The following is a 17,309-nucleotide window of genomic DNA, read 5'->3' on the forward strand; positions in this document are numbered from 1 at the left end:
CGGGCGTTACAGTAGATTTGAAGCTCTTGGCATGGCAAGCGGCCGCGGGATGGGCTTCAGCCCGCACAACAGCCGCTCGTACGGGGCTCCCGAACATGCTGCGCGAGATGAGAAGTGTGGGCCAATTCATACTTAATCCAGCTGGATCGTGACCAATGTTGTTTGGGCGCGCTAACGCGCCTAGTATTGCAGCAGGCAATTCGAGGGGGCTCGAACAGTCGTGAATGTACGTTCACAGGGCGGCGCGCTCGGCGACCTGAGCTTCCAGGTCGGCCCACAAGCACACAGGACATCCAACATCGTGGCTGATTCCTCAGGTCAGGAATTGCGTGTCGCTGGCCGGGAGCGACTGATCGTCGTCGAGGACGATCCGGTGACGCGGACGATGCTGGTCGGTTATTTCAGCGAGAACAATTTCGACGTGGTCGGCGCCGGCTCCTGCGCCGAATGCCGCCAGGCGCTGCGGACGCGGACCGATCTCGTCTTCCTCGACGTGCAACTGCCCGACGGCGACGGCTTCGATCTCGCCAAGGAGATCCAGGCGACGAGCAATGCGGGCATCATCTTCGTGACCCGCCGCGACACCGACGTCGATCGCATCCTCGGCCTTGAGGTTGCGGGCGACCACTACGTCACCAAGCCGATCAATTTGCGCGACCTGCTCGCGCGCGCGCGAAGCGTGCTGCGACGGCGCTCGATCGACCGCAAGGCGGCGCGCACCCACAATTCGATCGCCTTTGGCGACTGGATCATCGACCTGACGCGGCGCGAGCTGCTCGGCAGCGACGGCAAGCCGGTGGCGCTGACGCGCGCCGAATTCGACCTGCTCGCGGCGCTTGTCGGTGCCGACGGCAGGCCGCTCAGCCGCGACTATCTGATCGAGGTCGTCAGCAACCGCCAGGCCGAGGTCGACATCCGCACTGTCGATGCCCTGGTGGCGAGGCTGCGCCGCAAGCTCGTCGGCAGCGGCACGCCCGTCATCACCACGGTCACCGGCGTCGGCTACAAGCTCGCGCTGAGCGAGCGGCTCTAGACTCGGGCGCAGCACAAAATGGTGCCGGCGGCGCCAACGGGTTCAGCCACTGAAACCGACGAGGAACCGAATCGCGAGAAAGGCCGACAAGGCCACGGCGCCGGTCGCGACGATTGCAAACAAAACTCTCAAACTATTGTGCATGATCTCTATTCAGGTTCGGTTTCAAAGTTCGGTTTCAAAAATGTCGTTCGTCCAACCGCTGCTCGTCTCACGGCAGGCACTTCTATTGGCGTGATGCCACCCGTTTCCACTTGGCTTCGACGCGGCCTTGATGAGGCGGACCCGGGCTTCCTGTGCTGCCCAATATGCCCTGCTCGCGACCGCCGTGCCTTGACGGTAACGCGCGTAAACGTCCTTCGGCCGTGCCGGTCCCTTTTGATTGTGCGCTGACCTCTGATGGTCCGCTGACTTCGAGACGGTGGGCGGCGTAGTTGGCGCCGGTGCTACATCTGGGACGGCCGCAGCCTGGCTTCCCACGCTCGTCGAGTTCATGGAGACAGGACGATTGCGGGCGCGATGACAATAGACCTGGGAGCGCGGAGTCATGGACTCCTCGTCATGACCTGCTCGATATTTCATCAGGGCACGGCAAAGGTCCCCGCCTGCCAGGCGCCATGCGCGGCTCAGATAGAGAAAGCCGTAGTGGATGTTGATATCGGGCTCTGCGAGCTCTGCGTTATTTCCCCGGAATCCGAGCATTGCTGCCGTTTCGGGCCGAACCTGCATGAGGCCGATCTCGCCGACGGCGCCAATGGTGGCCGGATTGTATCCGCTTTCAACGAAGACGACGGCCTCCGCGATGTCCGCGGGCAGATCGGTCTTGGCCGTTTCTCTTTCGACGATTTTTCGGATTGCCGCCCGCGATGCCGGCGTCTCTCCAGCGCCGAGATCTGCATTGTGGCCGCCAGCCGCCAACGCCGGTTCCGCGTCGTTCTGAGCGTGCACGGAGGGGGATGCCAACCAAAGCACAGCGATCGCAACGTGTGTCCACGTCGCGCGGGCATTGATGTGTGCTCGATCCCGCAGCATGGAGCAGGTATTATCTCTTTCGAGTTAACAACCGATTTTCTAACGGCCCGGGGCGCGGCCCGGCTCGGACGGCGAGCGGCCAGAGGCGCCATGAGGCTATCGCGACCGCGAGCTCTGGTCGGTTGATGTGCCTGGCGCAGCCCCGGCCAATTTGTCGTCGACCGCATAGAGCGTGCAGGTGGGCGACCATTTTGTGCAGGCGCCAAGTGAATCGCGCTGGGCGTCGTCGGCCGTCGCCCGCCCCGAACGCCAGCCGTAACCGCCGTTCGGCGACACCGCAAAAGCCTTGTGCGGCATCGTGCTGGCGAGATAGCGCGCGAACTCGGCCCGCGCGGCCTCGCTGAGCTGGCCTGGCGGCGGGAGCGGATCGGGCGGGCTCAGGACGTCGTGGCCGAGACCTCGCTCGCGCAGGAAGGCGTCGAGATACGGCGTCCATTGCGGACGGCTCACCACCGAATAGACATAGTGGCCATCGTCGCCGTAAGGCGTCGCTGCGACGAATTTCGCGTTGCCGCCGCTGGCGCGAAATCCGTCATGGAGGCGGCGCGCGAGGTCGGGACCGAAGTAGGAATCGTTGCTGGCATAGACCCACAGCATCGGCGCGCGCGAGGTCTTGCCGAACGTGGCGAAGGCCTGCACCAGCCCGTTCGGATTGCAGACGTCGTCGTCGTCGCGCGAGCCGCGCCCGCCGGCAAAGCTGATCGCGGCGGCGAGACCCGCTGGCGCCTGCGCGGTCAACGCGACAGTGGCGAACCCGCCGGCGGAATGGCCGGCTGCGATCATGCCCGAGGTGGTGACGTCGGCCCTGCGCGCCATCGCCTCGATCGCCGCGCGCAAATCCGCCACCGCGACCGCCGCGGCCGGCAGATAAGCGGCATTGGCGCAGCCGCCGACGCTGTCGACGCGCCCGCCGGCCGAGGTGCCGTAGCCGCGCCGCATCACGATCAGCGCGGCAAAGCCGCGTCGGGCATATTCGAGAGCGATGCCGTAATATTTGTGCGCGGACATCGTCGCGCGATCGTCAAAACTGCGCGGCGAGCCGTGGCTGAGCAGCGCCAGCGGATAGCGCCTGGTCCCGGCCGGCCGCACCAGGAACGCCTCCAGCCCCTGCGGTCCGGCCTCGGCCATCGGGATGCGCAAATCCTCGGTGTAGAACTCCGCGGCGATCGCATCGGGCGCGATGCCCGCCGTCGCAAGCCAGGCCACCAGAACAACCAGAAGCCTCTGAAACAGCGTCATGCCCCGACTCGAAAAGCCCCGATCGAAAGACCATAGCATGATCTCAGGAACGGCCGCCCCATCGCGCGTGTTGTGCTCTTGGCGGGGCCTTGGCCGATGCTATGGTATTGCGCAAATCTCTACGACAGGACGAGGTATATCCAGTGGCTGATGTTCATCCCGCGGCGGGCAAGCAGGCCTCGCCGGACGCGCTCACCAACGTTCCGCGGCTGGTGACGGCCTATTTCGCCGGGAAGCCGGATGTCGCGGATCCCGCGCAGCGGGTGGCGTTCGGCACCTCCGGCCATCGCGGCACCTCGTTCAAGACCAGCTTCAACGAGGGCCATATCCTCGCGACGACGCAGGCAATCTGTGATTACCGACGTGAAAAGGGGCTGACCGGTCCGCTCTTCATCGGCATCGACACCCATGCGCTGGCCGAGCCGGCGCTGGTCAGCGCCGTCGAGGTGTTCGCGGCCAACGGCGTCGATATCATGATCGACAAGGACGGCGGCTACACGCCGACGCCAGTGATCTCGCACGCGATCCTGACCTACAACAGGGGCCGCAGCTCGGGCCTCGCCGACGGCGTCGTCGTCACGCCCTCGCACAATCCGCCCGAGGACGGCGGCTACAAATACAATCCGCCGCATGGTGGACCGGCCGACACCGACGCGACCTCCGTGATCGAGAAGCGGGCCAATGCCTATCTCGCCGACGGCTTGAAGGGCGTGAACCGCATCGACTATGCCAGGGCACGCAAAGCTGCGAACGTCCACGCCTATGACTACGTCACACCCTATGTCGCCGATCTCGGCAACGTGGTCGATCTCGACCTGGTCAAATCCGCCGGCGTCAATATCGGCATCGATCCGCTCGGCGGCGCCGCCGTGCATTACTGGCATCCGATCATCGAGCGCTACGGCCTGAAGGCGACCGTGGTGAACGAGGCAATCGACCCGACGTTCCGCTTCATGACGGTGGACTGGGACGGCAAGATCCGCATGGACTGCTCCTCGCCTTACGCGATGGCGAGCCTGATCGCGATGCGCGACCGCTTCGACGTCGCTTTTGCCAACGACACCGACGCGGACCGCCACGGCATCGTGACGCGCACCGGCGGCTTAATGAATCCGAACCATTATCTCGCGACCGCGATCTCCTACCTGTTCGCGCACCGCCCGAACTGGGGCAAGGACGCCGCGATCGGCAAGACCGTGGTGTCGAGCTCGATCATCGACCGCGTCGCGAAAAAACTCGGCCGCAAGCTGGTCGAGACGCCGGTCGGCTTCAAATGGTTCGTCGATGGCCTGCTCACGGGCGGCTTCGGCTTCGGCGGCGAGGAGAGTGCAGGCGCCTCGTTCCTGCGCCGCGACGGCACGGTGTGGACCACCGACAAGGACGGCATCATCCTCGGCCTGCTCGCGGCCGAGATCATGGCGAAGACCGGCCGCGATCCGAGCCAGCTCTTCAACGACCTCACCGCCGAGTTCGGCGTGCCCCATTACGCGCGCATCGACGTCGCCGCCACCACGCCGCAGAAAAACATCCTGAAGTCCGTCACGCCCGAGCAGCTCGGCCTGAAGGATCTCGCCGGCGATCCCGTCCGCGCCACCCTGAGCAAGGCCCCCGGCAACGGGCAGCCGTTCGGCGGCATCAAGGTCGAAACCGATTTCGGCTGGTTCGCCGCGAGGCCCTCGGGCACCGAAGACGTCTACAAGATCTACGCGGAGAGTTTTCGCAGCCCCGAGCACCTAATGCGAATTCAGCAGGAGGCTCAGGCGGGATTGGCGAAGGTGTTCGGGGCCTAGTCGTCGAGCCAAAGCGACGCTGCCACTGCTCCTCCAGGGGGAGACCCGCCGCATCAACAGCTGTCATCACCCGCGAAATGTTTAGACCGGAGACATAGCTGACGCTTGTTCGGACACATCACTGACAGGTTGGCCACTGGTCAAGTCGATTGATGCGACCTGCCAACTGGCGAAGAAGATTCCGTAATGGCCGTCGCGGTCGAGCGGTCGGATGGCGAGCCGCTCGCCGCAGAAGGCTTGTGGGACTTTCCACATTTGCCCCTGGAAGGAGATGTAACTCCGAGTCGAGGAGACGGTGCGAACGATCTCTCCGGCATCGTATTGGACCTGCGGAACTCGTTCCGGCATGGCGCGAGAACTTGGCCGGTAGCGATCGGCGGGGACCCCCATGCCGAGACTTTCATGAGGCCGTTCCAGATTGTAGAGCATGCGCCAGCTATCGAGGGCGTGTTGGACTTCCGCCAGAGTGCGGAACGCGCGCAGAGCAAACACTTCCGCGTTCAGGCTGCGATGGAAGCGTTCATTCTTGCCCCGGCCCTGGGGATGGCGCGGCCTGGCATGCACCACCCTAATGCCAAGCTTGAGTAGCCAAACCTTCAGCGCGGTCCAGCGGACGCCAGACGTATCACCCCAAGGGGAGCCATTGTCGATGTAGAAGGCCTCCGGCAGGCCATAACGGCGGAAGGTATCGATCAGATGCTTCTGCACGGCGGGACGCTGCTCGTTGGCGCATGCCTCCAGACACACGGCATAGCGCGAGTGATCGTCGACCATGGTCAGCGGATGACAACGCGTTCCGTTGGCAAGGGGCATGTGGCCCTTGAAGTCCATCTGCCACAGCTGATTGGGCGCCTCCTTCTCAAAGCGATGGCCTGGAGGGCTCGGCGGGGCCTTCTCACTTGGCTTGATCCGCTCGTTCCGGCACAGGATCTGATGGACCGTCGAAGGCACAGGCACAGCCTGGCATTCGCGCTTTAGGCAATGGGCAATCTTGCGCGCCCCCCAGGCTGGATGCTGGTCACGCACAGCCAAAACCTGCGCCTCCACAGCAGGCTCGCTGCGTTTGGGCATCCGCTTCGGACGACGGGGCTGATCCGCCAGTTCATGGTCGCCAGCCTGCCAGCGCCTCAGCCATTTGTAGCCCACATCAGGACTGATCCCGAACCGCCGGCACAGCTCTCGCCGGTTCGTTCCCTCCTGCAAGGCAAGTCGCACGAACTCTCGTCGTTGATCCATCACCGACACCTCGTTCCAGGGCATGGACGGCCTCCCGAATCGACCAGACCAGCCCATTTTGATGTGTCAGCTATGTCTCCGAACACCTGTCAGTGATCTGTCCGGTCCAAACAGAAGGCGGGTGATCCAGTACGCCGTGCCGCCAGTTGAGTGAACCGATGACAGCCGCGGCGTACTGGATTCCCCGCCTTCGCGGGGAATGACGGCGGAGAAATATGTATACACGATCCATCATCAAGGTATTATAGTACGTTCAAATTGCCCTTGAACCATTCCATTCCCCCGCTAGTGTATACATAACGTATCCACAAGCCTTGGGAGTGAGACCGGTGACAAAACCCTTCCCGATGAACGCCTGGTATGCCGCCGCCTGGGACGCCGATGTGAAGCCGGCACTGCTGCCGCGGACGATCTGCGGCAAGCACGTCGTGATGTACCGCAAGGCCGATGGCTCGGTGGCTGCGCTCGAGGATGCCTGCTGGCACCGCCTGGTGCCGCTGTCCAAGGGTAGGCTCGAAGGCGACACCGTCGTCTGCGGCTATCACGGCCTGAAGTACAACGCGCAAGGGCGCTGCACCTTCATGCCGTCGCAGGAGACCATCAACCCGTCGGCCTGCGTGCGCGCCTATCCCGTGGTGGAGCGTCATCGCTACATCTGGCTCTGGATGGGCGATCCCGCGCTGGCCGATCCCGCGCTGGTGCCCGACCTGCACTGGAATCACGACCCGGCCTGGGCCGGCGACGGCAAGACCATCCACGTCAATTGCGACTACCGCCTCGTGCTCGACAATCTCATGGACCTCACCCACGAGACGTTCGTGCACGGCTCGTCGATCGGCAACGAGGCGGTCGCTGAGGCGCCGTTCGACGTCACCCATGGCGAGAAGACGGTGACGGTGACGCGCTGGATGCGCGGCATCGAGGCGCCGCCGTTCTGGGCCAAGCAGCTCGGCAAATCCGGCCTCGTCGACCGCTGGCAGATCATCCGTTTCGAAGCGCCGTGCACCATCGCCATCGACGTGGGCGTGGCGCCGACCGGCACCGGCGCGCCCGAAGGCGACCGCTCGCAGGGCGTCAACGGCTTCGTGCTCAACACCATCACGCCGGAGACCGAGAAGACCTGCCACTATTTCTGGGCCTTCGTGCGCAACTATCAGCTCGGCGAGCAACGCATCACCACCGAGATCCGCGAAGGCGTCTCCGGCATCTTCCACGAGGACGAGCTGATCCTCGAGGCGCAGCAGCGCGCGATGGACGAGAACCCGGACCGCATCTTCTACAATCTCAACATCGACGCCGGCGCGATGTGGACGCGCAAGCTGATCGACAAGATGATGGCAAAGGAAAACCCGCCGCAGCACCTCCAGGCCGCGGAGTAAGCCGACATGGCCGAGCGTGAGGTCGACCGCTCCGTCTCGCAGACCGTGAAGGCGCAGCTCGCGCTGCGCGACCAGCTCCTGTCGGGCTCGTTGCGTCCGGGCGAGCGCATCTCCGAGCTCCAGGCGGTGGAGACCACCGGCGCCTCGCGCACCCCGGTGCGCATGGCGCTGGTGCGGCTGGAGGAGGAGGGCCTCCTGGAGGCGATTCCCTCCGGCGGCTTCATGGTGAAGGCGTTTTCGGAGCGGGACATCTCCGATTCCATCGAGCTGCGCGGCACGCTGGAAGGGCTCGCCGCGCGCTTTGCCGCCGAGCGCGGCGTGTCCGCGCGCGAGCTCGATCCGCTGAAGGAGTGTCTTGCCGCGATCGACGAATTGCTGCGCCAGGTCCCGATCTCGGTCGATGCGTTCTCGTCCTATGTCACTCTGAACGCGCGCTTCCACGCGCTGCTCACGGAATTGTCGCGCAGCCCGCCGCTGATCCGGCAGATCGACCGCGCCTCGTCGCTGCCGTTTGCATCCCCAAGCGGTTTCGTGATGGCGCAGTCCGCGCTGCCCGAGGCGCAGCAGATACTGATCATCGGGCAGGAGCACCACCGCGTCGTGATCGACGCAATCGAGAACCGCGAAGGCGCCCGCGCCGAAGCGGTCATGCGCGAGCATGCGCGGCTCGCGGTGCGCAATTTGCGGCTTGCGCTACGCAACCGGACCCATCTCGACCTTCTGCCGGCGCTTGCGCTGATCAAGACCGCAACCGATTGAGGGGAGTGTCATGCGCTTCATCGAAACCTGGATTCCGGCGACGCTCGTCTCGACGCGCGATCTTGCGCCGGGCATCCGCGAATTCCTGATCCGGCCGGACCAGTTCGATGGCGCCGCCTATCCGGTCGGCAGCCACATCAATATCAGCGTCACCATCGACGGGCAGCCCGAGACGCGGTCCTATTCGCTGGTCGGGGAAGCCTCGTCGCAGGGTTTGAGGATCGCGGTGCGCCGCGCCGAGGATTCGCGTGGCGGCTCGCGCTATATGTGGTCATTGCAGCCGGGCGCGCGGCTCGACATCACGACGCCCGCCTCGCTGCTCGCAGTCGACTGGGGACGCCAAAATTACTGCCTGATCGCCGGCGGCATCGGCATCACCCCGATCCTCGGTGCCGCGCAGGCGCTGGCGCGGCGCGGCGCCGATGTCACGCTGCATTACGCGGTGCGCTCGCGCGCTGACGCGGCCTATCTCGACGATCTCGCCGCAGCGCTGGGTGATCGCCTGGTCGTTCACGCCAGCGATGAGGGCAGGCGGCTCGATCTCGATGCCCTGTTCGCCTCGGTGCCAAAGGATGCGCTGGCGCTGTTCTGCGGCCCGATGCGCATGCTGGATGCCGCGCGCCACGCCTGGATCGGCGCCGGCCATCCGCTTCCCGATCTGCGCTACGAGACTTTTGGTTCCAGCGGCGCGCTGCCGACCGAGACATTTCGCGTGCGCCTGAAAGGCTCAGATGTCGAGCTGGAGATCCCGCGCGAGCGCTCGATGCTGGACGTGCTCAACGCCAGCGGCCACGACGTGATGTACGATTGCAAGCGCGGCGAATGCGGCCTGTGCGCCATCGACGTGGTCGCCATCGACGGCGAGATCGACCATCGCGACGTCTTCTTCAGCGACCATCAGAAGCAAAGCAACCAGAAGATCTGCGCCTGCGTCTCGCGCGCGCGGGGCACCATCACCGTAGACACGCTGCTGCGTGCGGATGCCGTCTGACCGAATTGCAGAGGGATCCATCTGGCGGAATGGAAGGCGCCGCGGGCTCGACCTCTCCCGCTTGCGGGAGAGGTCGCGCCGAAGACGCGGGTGAGGGCTCTCTCCTCTTTGGGACTCCCTCTACGGAGACACCCTCTCCCCAGCCCTCTCCCGCAAGCGGGAGAGGGGGCTCAACGTCCCTTGCGGCCGGCATTCGGGCCCATCTGATTCAACCTACGCCGCGTAAGTCGCCCGCAGCTTCTTCGTGTCGAGCAGGGCCAGTACGCCATCCGCCGACACCGGCCGGCTGATCAGATAACCCTGCACCTCGTCGCAACCGATCTGGCGTAGATATTCGAGCTGATCGGCGGTCTCGACGCCTTCCGCGACCACGCCGATGCGCAGGTCGCGCGCGAGCCCAATCACCGATTTCACGATCGCGGCGCAGTCCGGCTGCACCAGCATGTCGCGGATGAAGGATTGGTCGATCTTGATGCGGCTGAACGGCAGCTTGCGCAGGTAAGTCAGCGAGGAGAAGCCGGTGCCGAAATCGTCGAGGGCCACGGTGACGCCGAGCTCCAGCAGCGCGTTCAGGACGGACGCGGCGGAGGCGTATTTCGACAGCAGCATCGATTCCGTGATCTCGATCTCGAGCCGGTGCGGGGCGACCTTCGCGTCCGCAAGCGCCTGCACGATGATCTGGAGCAGGCCGTTGTTGTGAAACTGCGCGGCCGAGAAATTCACCGCGACCCTGATCTCTTCGGGCCACTCGGCAACCGTCGCGCAGGCGCGGCGGACGACCCATTCGCCGATCTCGTGGATCAGACCGGTTTCCTCGGCGATCGGTATGAATTCGCTCGGCGGCACCAGTCCGCGCTGGGGATGCTGCCAACGCAGCAGCGCCTCGAAGCCGGTGATGCGGTTGCCGCCGAGGTCGAGAAAGGGCTGAAAGACCAGGAACAGCTCGTCTCTGGCAATGGCGCCTTCCAGATCCGATTGCAGCGCCTTGCGGTCGCGTGACGAGCGGTCGTCGGCCTCCTCGAAGAAACACACCGTGCCGGATCCGGCCTTCTTGGCGCGGTAGAGCGCGGTGTCGGCGTTCTTCATGATGTCGAGTTGCGTGCTGCCGTCACGCGGCGCCAGCACGATGCCGACGCTGGTCGCGCCGACGATCTGGCGGCCCTCGATCTGGAACGGTTCGTCGAAGGCCGCGACGAAGCGCTCGGCGATCTCGAGCGCATCCTCGGGGCGCGCCAGGTTGGCCATCACCAGCGCGAACTCGTCGCCGCCGATGCGTGCGACATGCTCGGCCGCGCGGGTGCAGCGTTGCAGGCGACTCGCGATCTGGACCAGAAACTCGTCGCCGGCGGGATGGCCGAACTTGTCGTTGACCTCCTTGAAACGATCGAGATCGAGCAGAAGCACCGCGAATTCCTCGCCGGACAGAGCGAGCCGCTTCAAGGCGGCGTCGAGCGTTTCGTTGAATGCGACGCGATTGGGCAGATGTGTCAGCGGGTCCTGCCGCACCGTACGTTCGGCCTCGATCTGCCGCATCACGCGCCGTGCGAACGCGATCGAATTGACGAACACGCTGCGCAGCAGCACTGATCCGTAGACCACCACCAGGAAGGCGATCAGCAGAAACGCCGGATCGCCATTCCTGCCGAGGCAGATCGCGATGCCAGCGAAGATCGGGGCCGTGAATGCGATCGCCGCGATCGGGATCGTGGCGAAGGCCAGCGCGCCCCCCGCCAGCATCCCCGAACAAAGGCAGGTGATGACGAGCTGCCCGCCCGTTGAGGCATCGGCGAAGAATGCGACCGGAACGGTGCCCCAGGCGGCGCCGAGGATGAAAGCATTGCGCACCAGCCGATGCATGGCCCGGCGCGAGACGAATTGCGGCTTGGTGATGCGGCGCGCGGCATGGGATTGCAGGCCGAACGCGATCGCGGCGCCCGCCACGATGGCGGCCCAGATCAAAGCCAGCTTCAAGTCCGGCGAATGCCACAGCGCGACGACGAGTACCCCGGCGTTGCAGGCATTGGCCAGCATGATGCCGACCGAATAGCCGAGCACCATCGATATCTGTTCGGCGCGGATATGGCCGGCGACGGCTTCGTCGGTTACGGGACCGCCAAAGGCCGACAGATCGCCGGCGAACAGCCGCGCGAAATAGCTGGTCGTTTGAGTCCGCATTCCAGAGAGCCTAGCAGCATGGGCCGCTTGTCCGGCCCGGTCAGGAGACTTCGCTGCAAACCTTTGATGAACTATGAATTATCTGAGCTTGCGACGATTGCTGTGACCACTTCTGCGTGTTCGTGACGTCGTATCGATAACAAATCGATACAAATGCGACGCCCCGCGTTACGGCTGTAACGGAAGGCGCGCTCGGCCTGCATGGTTCGAGACGCGCCGCTAGCGGCGCTCCTCACCATGAGGGTCTAGGATGTCGCCTCGCAACGAGACCTCATCCTGAGGAGCCCGCCAAAGGCGGGCGTCTCGAAGGATGGCTGCAAGGAAGGCTGCAGAAGCGATGGCTTCCAGATCACCGCCCCAACTGCTTCGGATCGTAATAGAACCGTTCTTCGATCAACTGATCGCCCCGCCACGTCTGCCATGCGATCTCGTCCAACGTTCGGATGATGCCTTCGGCATTGGTGAAGCTGAATTTCCAGCGCGTCGCGACATGATCGCCTTCGATCAGGCTCGGCCCGATGCGCACCGCCTTGACCTCCTTGAAGGCTGCCAGCACGCCGCGCTCCTTGGCCGCGAGCTTGTCGCGTCCGACCACGGGGTCGCCCTGGTTTTCGTGGGTAGCGGCGTCTGGCGTGTAGTAGTCGAGGATCGCTCCTACGAAATCCCCGTCCTCCAATCGTTTGGCGAAAGCTTCGACGACATCACGGCTCGGCATGGCGCACCTCACGAGTAAAACCGACTATTGGTCGGTAAATACCGACCGACGGTCAAAAAGTCAACTGGCTGTCCTGGTCCATTTCGATTACAGCAGAGGCATGGCGAAACAGGCGGAGCGGCGGGCTGCGACATCGGAGGCGATCCTGACGGGCGCGCGCCGCCTGTTCGGGACGCAAGGCTTTGCCGCGACGACGATGGACGAGATCGCCGAAGCCGCCCACGTCGCCAAGGGCGCGGTCTATCATCACTTCAAGACCAAGGAGGCGGTGTTCGAAGCGGTGTTCGACCAGATCTCGCGCGATCTCGTCGCCGAAATCGACAGCACGGCCCGTGCCGAGAAGGACGTGCTTGCCGCGATGGTCGCAGGCACCCAGCATTATTTCGCCGCGACCGCCAAGGGCCCGACCGGCCAGATCATCCTGCGCGATGGCCCGGCCGTGCTCGGCTGGGAGCGCTGGCGCGAGATCGACGCCAAACATTTCGGCGGCAAGCTGCCGCGTGCGATCGCGGCGGCGATGGAGGCCGGCCTCATCGCGCGGCAGCCGATCGAGCCGCTGGCCCGGCTGCTGCTCGGCGCCGTGACGGAGGCCGCGGTCGCCTGCGCCGGACGCGCCGATATCGCAAGGGCGGGTGCGGAATATGCCCGTGCGTTCAGGTCGCTGGTCGAGGCGCTGCGCGTCGCTGGATGATCGTGCTAAGTGATGATTGGAAACGCCCACACCAACAAAAAGAACAGTAGCGCATGAACGCAACTTCTTCCCTGACGCCCTCCGACCCTGAATTCGACTACGTCATCGTCGGTGCCGGCTCTGCGGGCTGCGTGCTCGCCAACCGGCTGTCGGCGAACGGCAAGCACAGCGTGCTGCTGCTCGAGGCAGGCCCGAAGGATTCCAACATCTGGATCCACGTGCCGCTCGGCTATGGCAAGCTGTTCAAGGAAAAGACCGTCAACTGGATGTACCAGACCGAGCCGGAGCCCGAGCTGAAGGGCCGTCAGGTGTTCCAGCCGCGCGGCAAGACGCTGGGCGGATCGAGCTCGATCAACGGCCTGCTCTATGTCCGCGGCCAGCACGAGGATTACGACAGATGGCGTCAGCGCGGCAACGCCGGCTGGGGCTATGACGACGTGCTGCCCTATTTCAAGAAGGCCGAGAACCAGTCGCGCGGTGCCGATCAATATCACGGCAGCGGCGGCCCGCTGCCGGTGTCCAACATGGTGGTGACCGATCCGTTGTCGAAGGCGTTCATCGATGCCGCGGTCGAGAGCGGTCTGCCCTACAATCCCGATTTCAACGGCGCCACGCAGGAAGGCGTCGGCCTGTTCCAGACCACGACGCGCAACGGCCGCCGCGCCTCGACGGCGGTGGCCTATCTCGGCCCCGCAAAGGCCCGCGGCAATCTCAAGATCGAGACTGGCGCGCTCGGCCAGCGCGTGCTGTTCGAGGGGCGCCGCGCGGTCGGCGTCGAATACCGTCAGGGCGCCACGCTGCGCCGCGCCCGTGCGCGCAAGGAGATCGTGCTGTCGAGCGGCGCCTACAACTCGCCGCAGCTGCTCCAGCTCTCCGGCGTCGGGCCCGGCGACCTCCTGCGCAAGCACGGCATCGATGTCGTGCTGGACGCGCCGGGTGTCGGGCACGATCTCCAGGACCACATGCAGGTCCGTATCGTGATGCGCTGCTCGCAAAAGATCACGCTGAACGACACCGTCAATCACCCGCTCCGACGCACCATGGCCGGCGCGCGCTATGCGCTGTTCCGCAAAGGCTGGCTGACGATCGCCGCTGGCACGGCGGGCGCCTTCTTCAAGACCAGTCCGCGGCTGGCCTCGCCGGACATCCAGGTCCATTTCCTGCCGTTCTCGACCGACAAGATGGGCGAGAAGCTTCATGGTTTCTCCGGCTTCACGGCGTCGGTATGCCAGCTCCGTCCCGAAAGCCGCGGGTCCTTGCGCATCAAGAGCGCCGACCCGACGGTGCCGCCGGAGATCCGCATCAACTACATGTCGACCGAGACCGACCGCACCACCAACGTGGAAGGTTTGAAGATCCTGCGCAAGATATTGCATGCACCGGCGCTGAAGCCGTTCGTGGTCGACGAGTACGATCCCGGAGCGAAGGTCGCCACGGATGCCGAGCTGTTGGATTATTGCCGTGAGCGAGGCAGCACCATCTACCATCCGACCTCGACCTGTCGTATGGGCAATGATGCACTCGCGGTGGTCGATCAGCGGCTGAAGGTGAGGGGGCTCGAAGGCCTTCGTGTGGTCGACGGCTCGATCATGCCCGATCTCGTATCGGGGAACACCAACGCGCCGATCATCATGATCGCCGAAAAGGCCTCCGACATGATATTGGAGGATGCGCGGTAAACTCGCGTTTTGAGGGGATTTGGGCTTGGCTACGCGATTCAAGATCGGCACACGCAAGAGCGCGATGGCGCTGGCACAGACGGAAGAGATCGCGCGCCGCCTGACCGCCGCCATGCCCGATCTCGACGTCGAGATCGTCAAGTTCGACACCACGGGCGATCTCGACCAGACCAGCAAGCTGCTGCCCCATGGCGGCAAGGGCGGTGCCTTCGTGGCGCAGATCCGCGCCGCCGTGCTGTCGGGCGAGCTCCAGGCGGCGATGCATTCGCTGAAGGACATGCCCGGCAACGAAGACACGCCCGGCCTCGTGATCGGCGCCACGCTGTCGCGCGATCCTCCCAACGACGCGCTGGTGCTGTGCAACGGCGTGACGCTGGAGGCGCTGCGTCAATCGCGTGGCAAGGGTTTCAAGATCGGCACCAACGCCGTCCGCCGCGCCGCCTATGCGCGGCGATTGTTTCCCGACGTCGAGATCATCCACTTCCGCGGCGCCGCGGACACGCGCGTGCGAAAACTCGACAATGGCGAGAAGCAGCGCCTGCCGGAGGGTGACGCGGTGGGGCCTGCGGATGCGCTCATCATGGCGCGATCCGGCCTCGACCGCGTCGGCCTTTCACAGCGCATCGCCTACGAGTTTACCGCTGCCGAGATGCTGCCGGCAGCGGGGCAGGGCATCGTCGCGGTCGAATGCGCGGCACAGGACTGGCAGACGCGTCGCATCCTCGCATCGATCGACGATCCCGCTGCCCACGCCTCTGCCGATGCAGAGCGCGAAGTGCTGTGGGTGCTGAACGGCCATTGCAATTCGCCGGTGGCGGGCTTTTCGACCATTGCGGGCGATCAGATGTCGCTCACCGCGTCCGTGCTCGATCTCTCCGGCAACACCATCATCGAAGCCTTGCGTTCGGGCCCCGCCGATCGTCCCCGCGAACTCGGGCGTGCGGTAGGACTGGATCTGCTGGCCAAGGGCGCCGCCGAGATCATCGAGCGCAGCCGGCCGCGCTAGGTCGGCCGCGAGGCGGGCATCGGTGCGATGATGGCATCATGCGCCTGTTTTGCCCGACGGGTCAAATGTTGGCGCGACCTGATGTGATGACGGCGCACCTGATTTCCGTCCGCCCTAAGTCATTGATCGGGCGTGGCCTTTCTACTGTGCATGGGGTTGTTTTCGCGCTTTTTTGTTTTCCCGCTCCCCAGGCGCAAAATAAATCAGCCCCGCACCCGCTTCAGCATCTGCTCGACATGGGCGATCGGTGTCTCAGGCTGGATGCCGTGGCCGAGATTGAAGATGAAACGCCCTTGCGCGAAATTCGCCAGCGTGTTGTCGACCGCGTGGTCGAGCGCGGCACCGCCTGTGATCAGCACCAGAGGATCGAGATTGCCCTGAACCGCGACCTTGCTCTGCACGCGCTCGCGGATGAAGGCCGGCTCCGCGGTCCAGTCGATGCTGACGGCGTTGACGCCGGTCGCCTCGACGAACCCGGGCAGTTGCGCACCGGCACCGCGCGGAAAGCCGATGATCTTCGCATCCGGCACCTTGGCGCGCACGCCTTCGACGATGCGCCGGGTCGGCTCGACCGACCAGCGCGCGAACTCGGCGGGTGGCAGCACGCCGGCCCAGGTGTCGAAGATCTGCAAGGCGTTGGCGCCGGCCGCAAGCTGCGCCAGCAGATATTCGATCGAGTTCTCGACCAGCACGTCGATGATCTCGGCGAACGCTTCCGGATGCCGGTAGGCCATCATCCGCGCCGGCGCCTGGTCGGGCGTGCCCTGGCCGGCGACCATGTAGGTCGCCACCGTCCATGGCGCGCCGCAGAAGCCGATCAGCGCGATCTTGGGATCGAGCGCGCCGCGCACGATTTTGAGGGCCTCGAACACCGGTGCGAGCTTGCCGAAATCAGCGTGCTTCGCCAGCGTCGCGACCTTGGCGGGATCATCCAGCGGTTCGAGCCGCGGACCTTCGCCGACCTCGAAGCGCACGGAACGTCCGAGCGCATAGGGGATCACCAGGATGTCGGAAAAGATGATCGCCGCATCGAAGCCGAACCTCCGGATCGGTTGCAGCGTCACCTCGGCGGCAAGCTCCGGGTTGAAGCAGAGATCGAGAAAGCCGCCGGCCTTGGCGCGCACCTCGCGATATTCCGGCAAGTAACGGCCGGCCTGCCGCATCATCCAGACCGGTGGAATGACCTGCCGCTGGCCGGAGAGGACGTCGATGAAGGGCTTTGTCGCAGACTGGGGCACGAATGGTCCTGAAGATGGTTACGGCTCCTGATACACCGCCGCGGCCCTGAGCGGAACAGGGGAACCAAGCGCAATTGGGCCGCGTTGACCAGCCAACGGAGGACGAGACCATGGCTGAGACATTCAACCCCGCGCCGCATGACAAGCACGCCGATGATCTGCACGAAGCGCTCGCCGCCGATCGCCACGCCAAGCTCGACGCCGGTCTGAAAGATACCTTCCCGGCGTCCGATCCCGTGAGCGCCGCCCAGCCGACACCCTCGAAGGCGGATGCGGAGGCCGACAATCCCTCGCTCTGGGACAAGGTTAAGGCCATCTTCAGCTAGCGGCGGGTGCGCGGGATTCC

The 17,309-nt window shown here is 64.8% G+C and carries 15 protein-coding genes; 9 read left to right on the plus strand and 6 right to left on the minus strand.

Annotated features, from left to right (window positions below; genetic code table 11):
* Positions 1 to 220 precede the first annotated feature (220 nt).
* Positions 221 to 1,033 (plus strand): response regulator transcription factor, encoded by an 813-nt coding sequence (locus BRA1417_RS0114290; protein WP_027516320.1) that lies wholly within the window; start codon positions 221 to 223, stop codon positions 1,031 to 1,033.
* Positions 1,034 to 1,198: 165 nt separating this feature from the next.
* On the opposite strand, the gene BRA1417_RS40505 is transcribed toward BRA1417_RS0114290, so the two are convergent.
* Positions 1,199 to 1,981 (minus strand): transglycosylase SLT domain-containing protein, encoded by a 783-nt coding sequence (locus tag BRA1417_RS40505; protein ID WP_371259992.1) that lies wholly within the window; start codon positions 1,979 to 1,981, stop codon positions 1,199 to 1,201.
* 180 nt (positions 1,982 to 2,161) lie between these two features.
* Positions 2,162 to 3,304: a S9 family peptidase gene (locus BRA1417_RS0114305; RefSeq protein WP_027516321.1), complete on the minus strand. Its 1,143-nt coding sequence runs from the start codon at positions 3,302 to 3,304 to the stop codon at positions 2,162 to 2,164.
* 143 nt (positions 3,305 to 3,447) lie between these two features.
* On the opposite strand from BRA1417_RS0114305, the gene pgm reads away from it, so the two are divergent.
* Positions 3,448 to 5,094 (plus strand): phosphoglucomutase (alpha-D-glucose-1,6-bisphosphate-dependent), encoded by a 1,647-nt coding sequence (gene pgm / locus BRA1417_RS0114310; protein ID WP_027516322.1) that lies wholly within the window; start codon positions 3,448 to 3,450, stop codon positions 5,092 to 5,094.
* Positions 5,095 to 5,175: 81 nt separating this feature from the next.
* Here pgm and BRA1417_RS0114315 read toward each other — a convergent pair whose 3' ends face one another.
* A complete protein-coding gene (locus BRA1417_RS0114315; protein WP_035968316.1) occupies positions 5,176 to 6,354 on the minus strand; it encodes an IS481 family transposase in 1,179 nt (392 codons plus the stop codon).
* A 305-nt stretch (positions 6,355 to 6,659) separates the two neighbouring features.
* On the opposite strand from BRA1417_RS0114315, the gene BRA1417_RS0114320 reads away from it, so the two are divergent.
* Genes BRA1417_RS0114320 through BRA1417_RS0114330 form a run of 3 tightly spaced genes read left to right on the plus strand, consistent with a single transcriptional unit; the run spans position 6,660 to position 9,459 of the window.
* On the plus strand, positions 6,660 to 7,709 hold the full coding sequence (locus BRA1417_RS0114320) for an aromatic ring-hydroxylating dioxygenase subunit alpha (RefSeq protein WP_027516323.1): 1,050 nt from the start codon (positions 6,660 to 6,662) through the stop codon (positions 7,707 to 7,709).
* A gap of 6 nt (positions 7,710 to 7,715) precedes the next feature.
* Entirely contained in the window at positions 7,716 to 8,468 is a 753-nt protein-coding gene (locus BRA1417_RS0114325) for a GntR family transcriptional regulator (protein ID WP_027516324.1), read from the plus strand.
* 10 nt (positions 8,469 to 8,478) lie between these two features.
* Positions 8,479 to 9,459, plus strand: coding sequence for a PDR/VanB family oxidoreductase (locus tag BRA1417_RS0114330; RefSeq protein ID WP_027516325.1), 981 nt, complete (start codon positions 8,479 to 8,481; stop codon positions 9,457 to 9,459).
* Between the two features lie 213 nt (positions 9,460 to 9,672).
* Here BRA1417_RS0114330 and BRA1417_RS0114335 read toward each other — a convergent pair whose 3' ends face one another.
* On the minus strand, positions 9,673 to 11,634 hold the full coding sequence (locus BRA1417_RS0114335) for a bifunctional diguanylate cyclase/phosphodiesterase (RefSeq protein ID WP_027516326.1): 1,962 nt from the start codon (positions 11,632 to 11,634) through the stop codon (positions 9,673 to 9,675).
* Between the two features lie 349 nt (positions 11,635 to 11,983).
* Positions 11,984 to 12,349 (minus strand): nuclear transport factor 2 family protein, encoded by a 366-nt coding sequence (locus BRA1417_RS0114340; RefSeq protein ID WP_027516327.1) that lies wholly within the window; start codon positions 12,347 to 12,349, stop codon positions 11,984 to 11,986.
* Positions 12,350 to 12,449: 100 nt separating this feature from the next.
* Between BRA1417_RS0114340 and BRA1417_RS0114345 the strand changes: the two genes are divergently transcribed.
* Genes BRA1417_RS0114345 through hemC form a run of 3 tightly spaced genes read left to right on the plus strand, consistent with a single transcriptional unit; the run spans position 12,450 to position 15,725 of the window.
* Positions 12,450 to 13,040: a TetR/AcrR family transcriptional regulator gene (locus BRA1417_RS0114345; protein WP_027516328.1), complete on the plus strand. Its 591-nt coding sequence runs from the start codon at positions 12,450 to 12,452 to the stop codon at positions 13,038 to 13,040.
* Between the two features lie 53 nt (positions 13,041 to 13,093).
* The gene (locus BRA1417_RS0114350) at positions 13,094 to 14,719 is read left to right on the plus strand and encodes a GMC family oxidoreductase (RefSeq protein ID WP_027516329.1); all 1,626 of its coding nucleotides are present in this window, start codon (positions 13,094 to 13,096) and stop codon (positions 14,717 to 14,719) included.
* 25 nt (positions 14,720 to 14,744) lie between these two features.
* A complete protein-coding gene (gene hemC / locus BRA1417_RS0114355) occupies positions 14,745 to 15,725 on the plus strand; it encodes a hydroxymethylbilane synthase (protein WP_027516330.1) in 981 nt (326 codons plus the stop codon).
* 203 nt (positions 15,726 to 15,928) lie between these two features.
* Here hemC and hemE read toward each other — a convergent pair whose 3' ends face one another.
* Complete coding sequence (gene hemE, locus BRA1417_RS0114360) at positions 15,929 to 16,963, minus strand: uroporphyrinogen decarboxylase (protein ID WP_027516331.1); 1,035 nt, start codon at positions 16,961 to 16,963, stop codon at positions 15,929 to 15,931.
* A gap of 110 nt (positions 16,964 to 17,073) precedes the next feature.
* On the opposite strand from hemE, the gene BRA1417_RS0114365 reads away from it, so the two are divergent.
* Positions 17,074 to 17,289, plus strand: coding sequence for a hypothetical protein (locus BRA1417_RS0114365; RefSeq protein ID WP_007595236.1), 216 nt, complete (start codon positions 17,074 to 17,076; stop codon positions 17,287 to 17,289).
* Positions 17,290 to 17,309: the final 20 nt, after the last annotated feature.

Source organism: Bradyrhizobium sp. WSM1417 (assembly GCF_000515415.1).
In the GTDB taxonomy this organism is placed as follows: Bacteria; Pseudomonadota; Alphaproteobacteria; order Rhizobiales; family Xanthobacteraceae; genus Bradyrhizobium.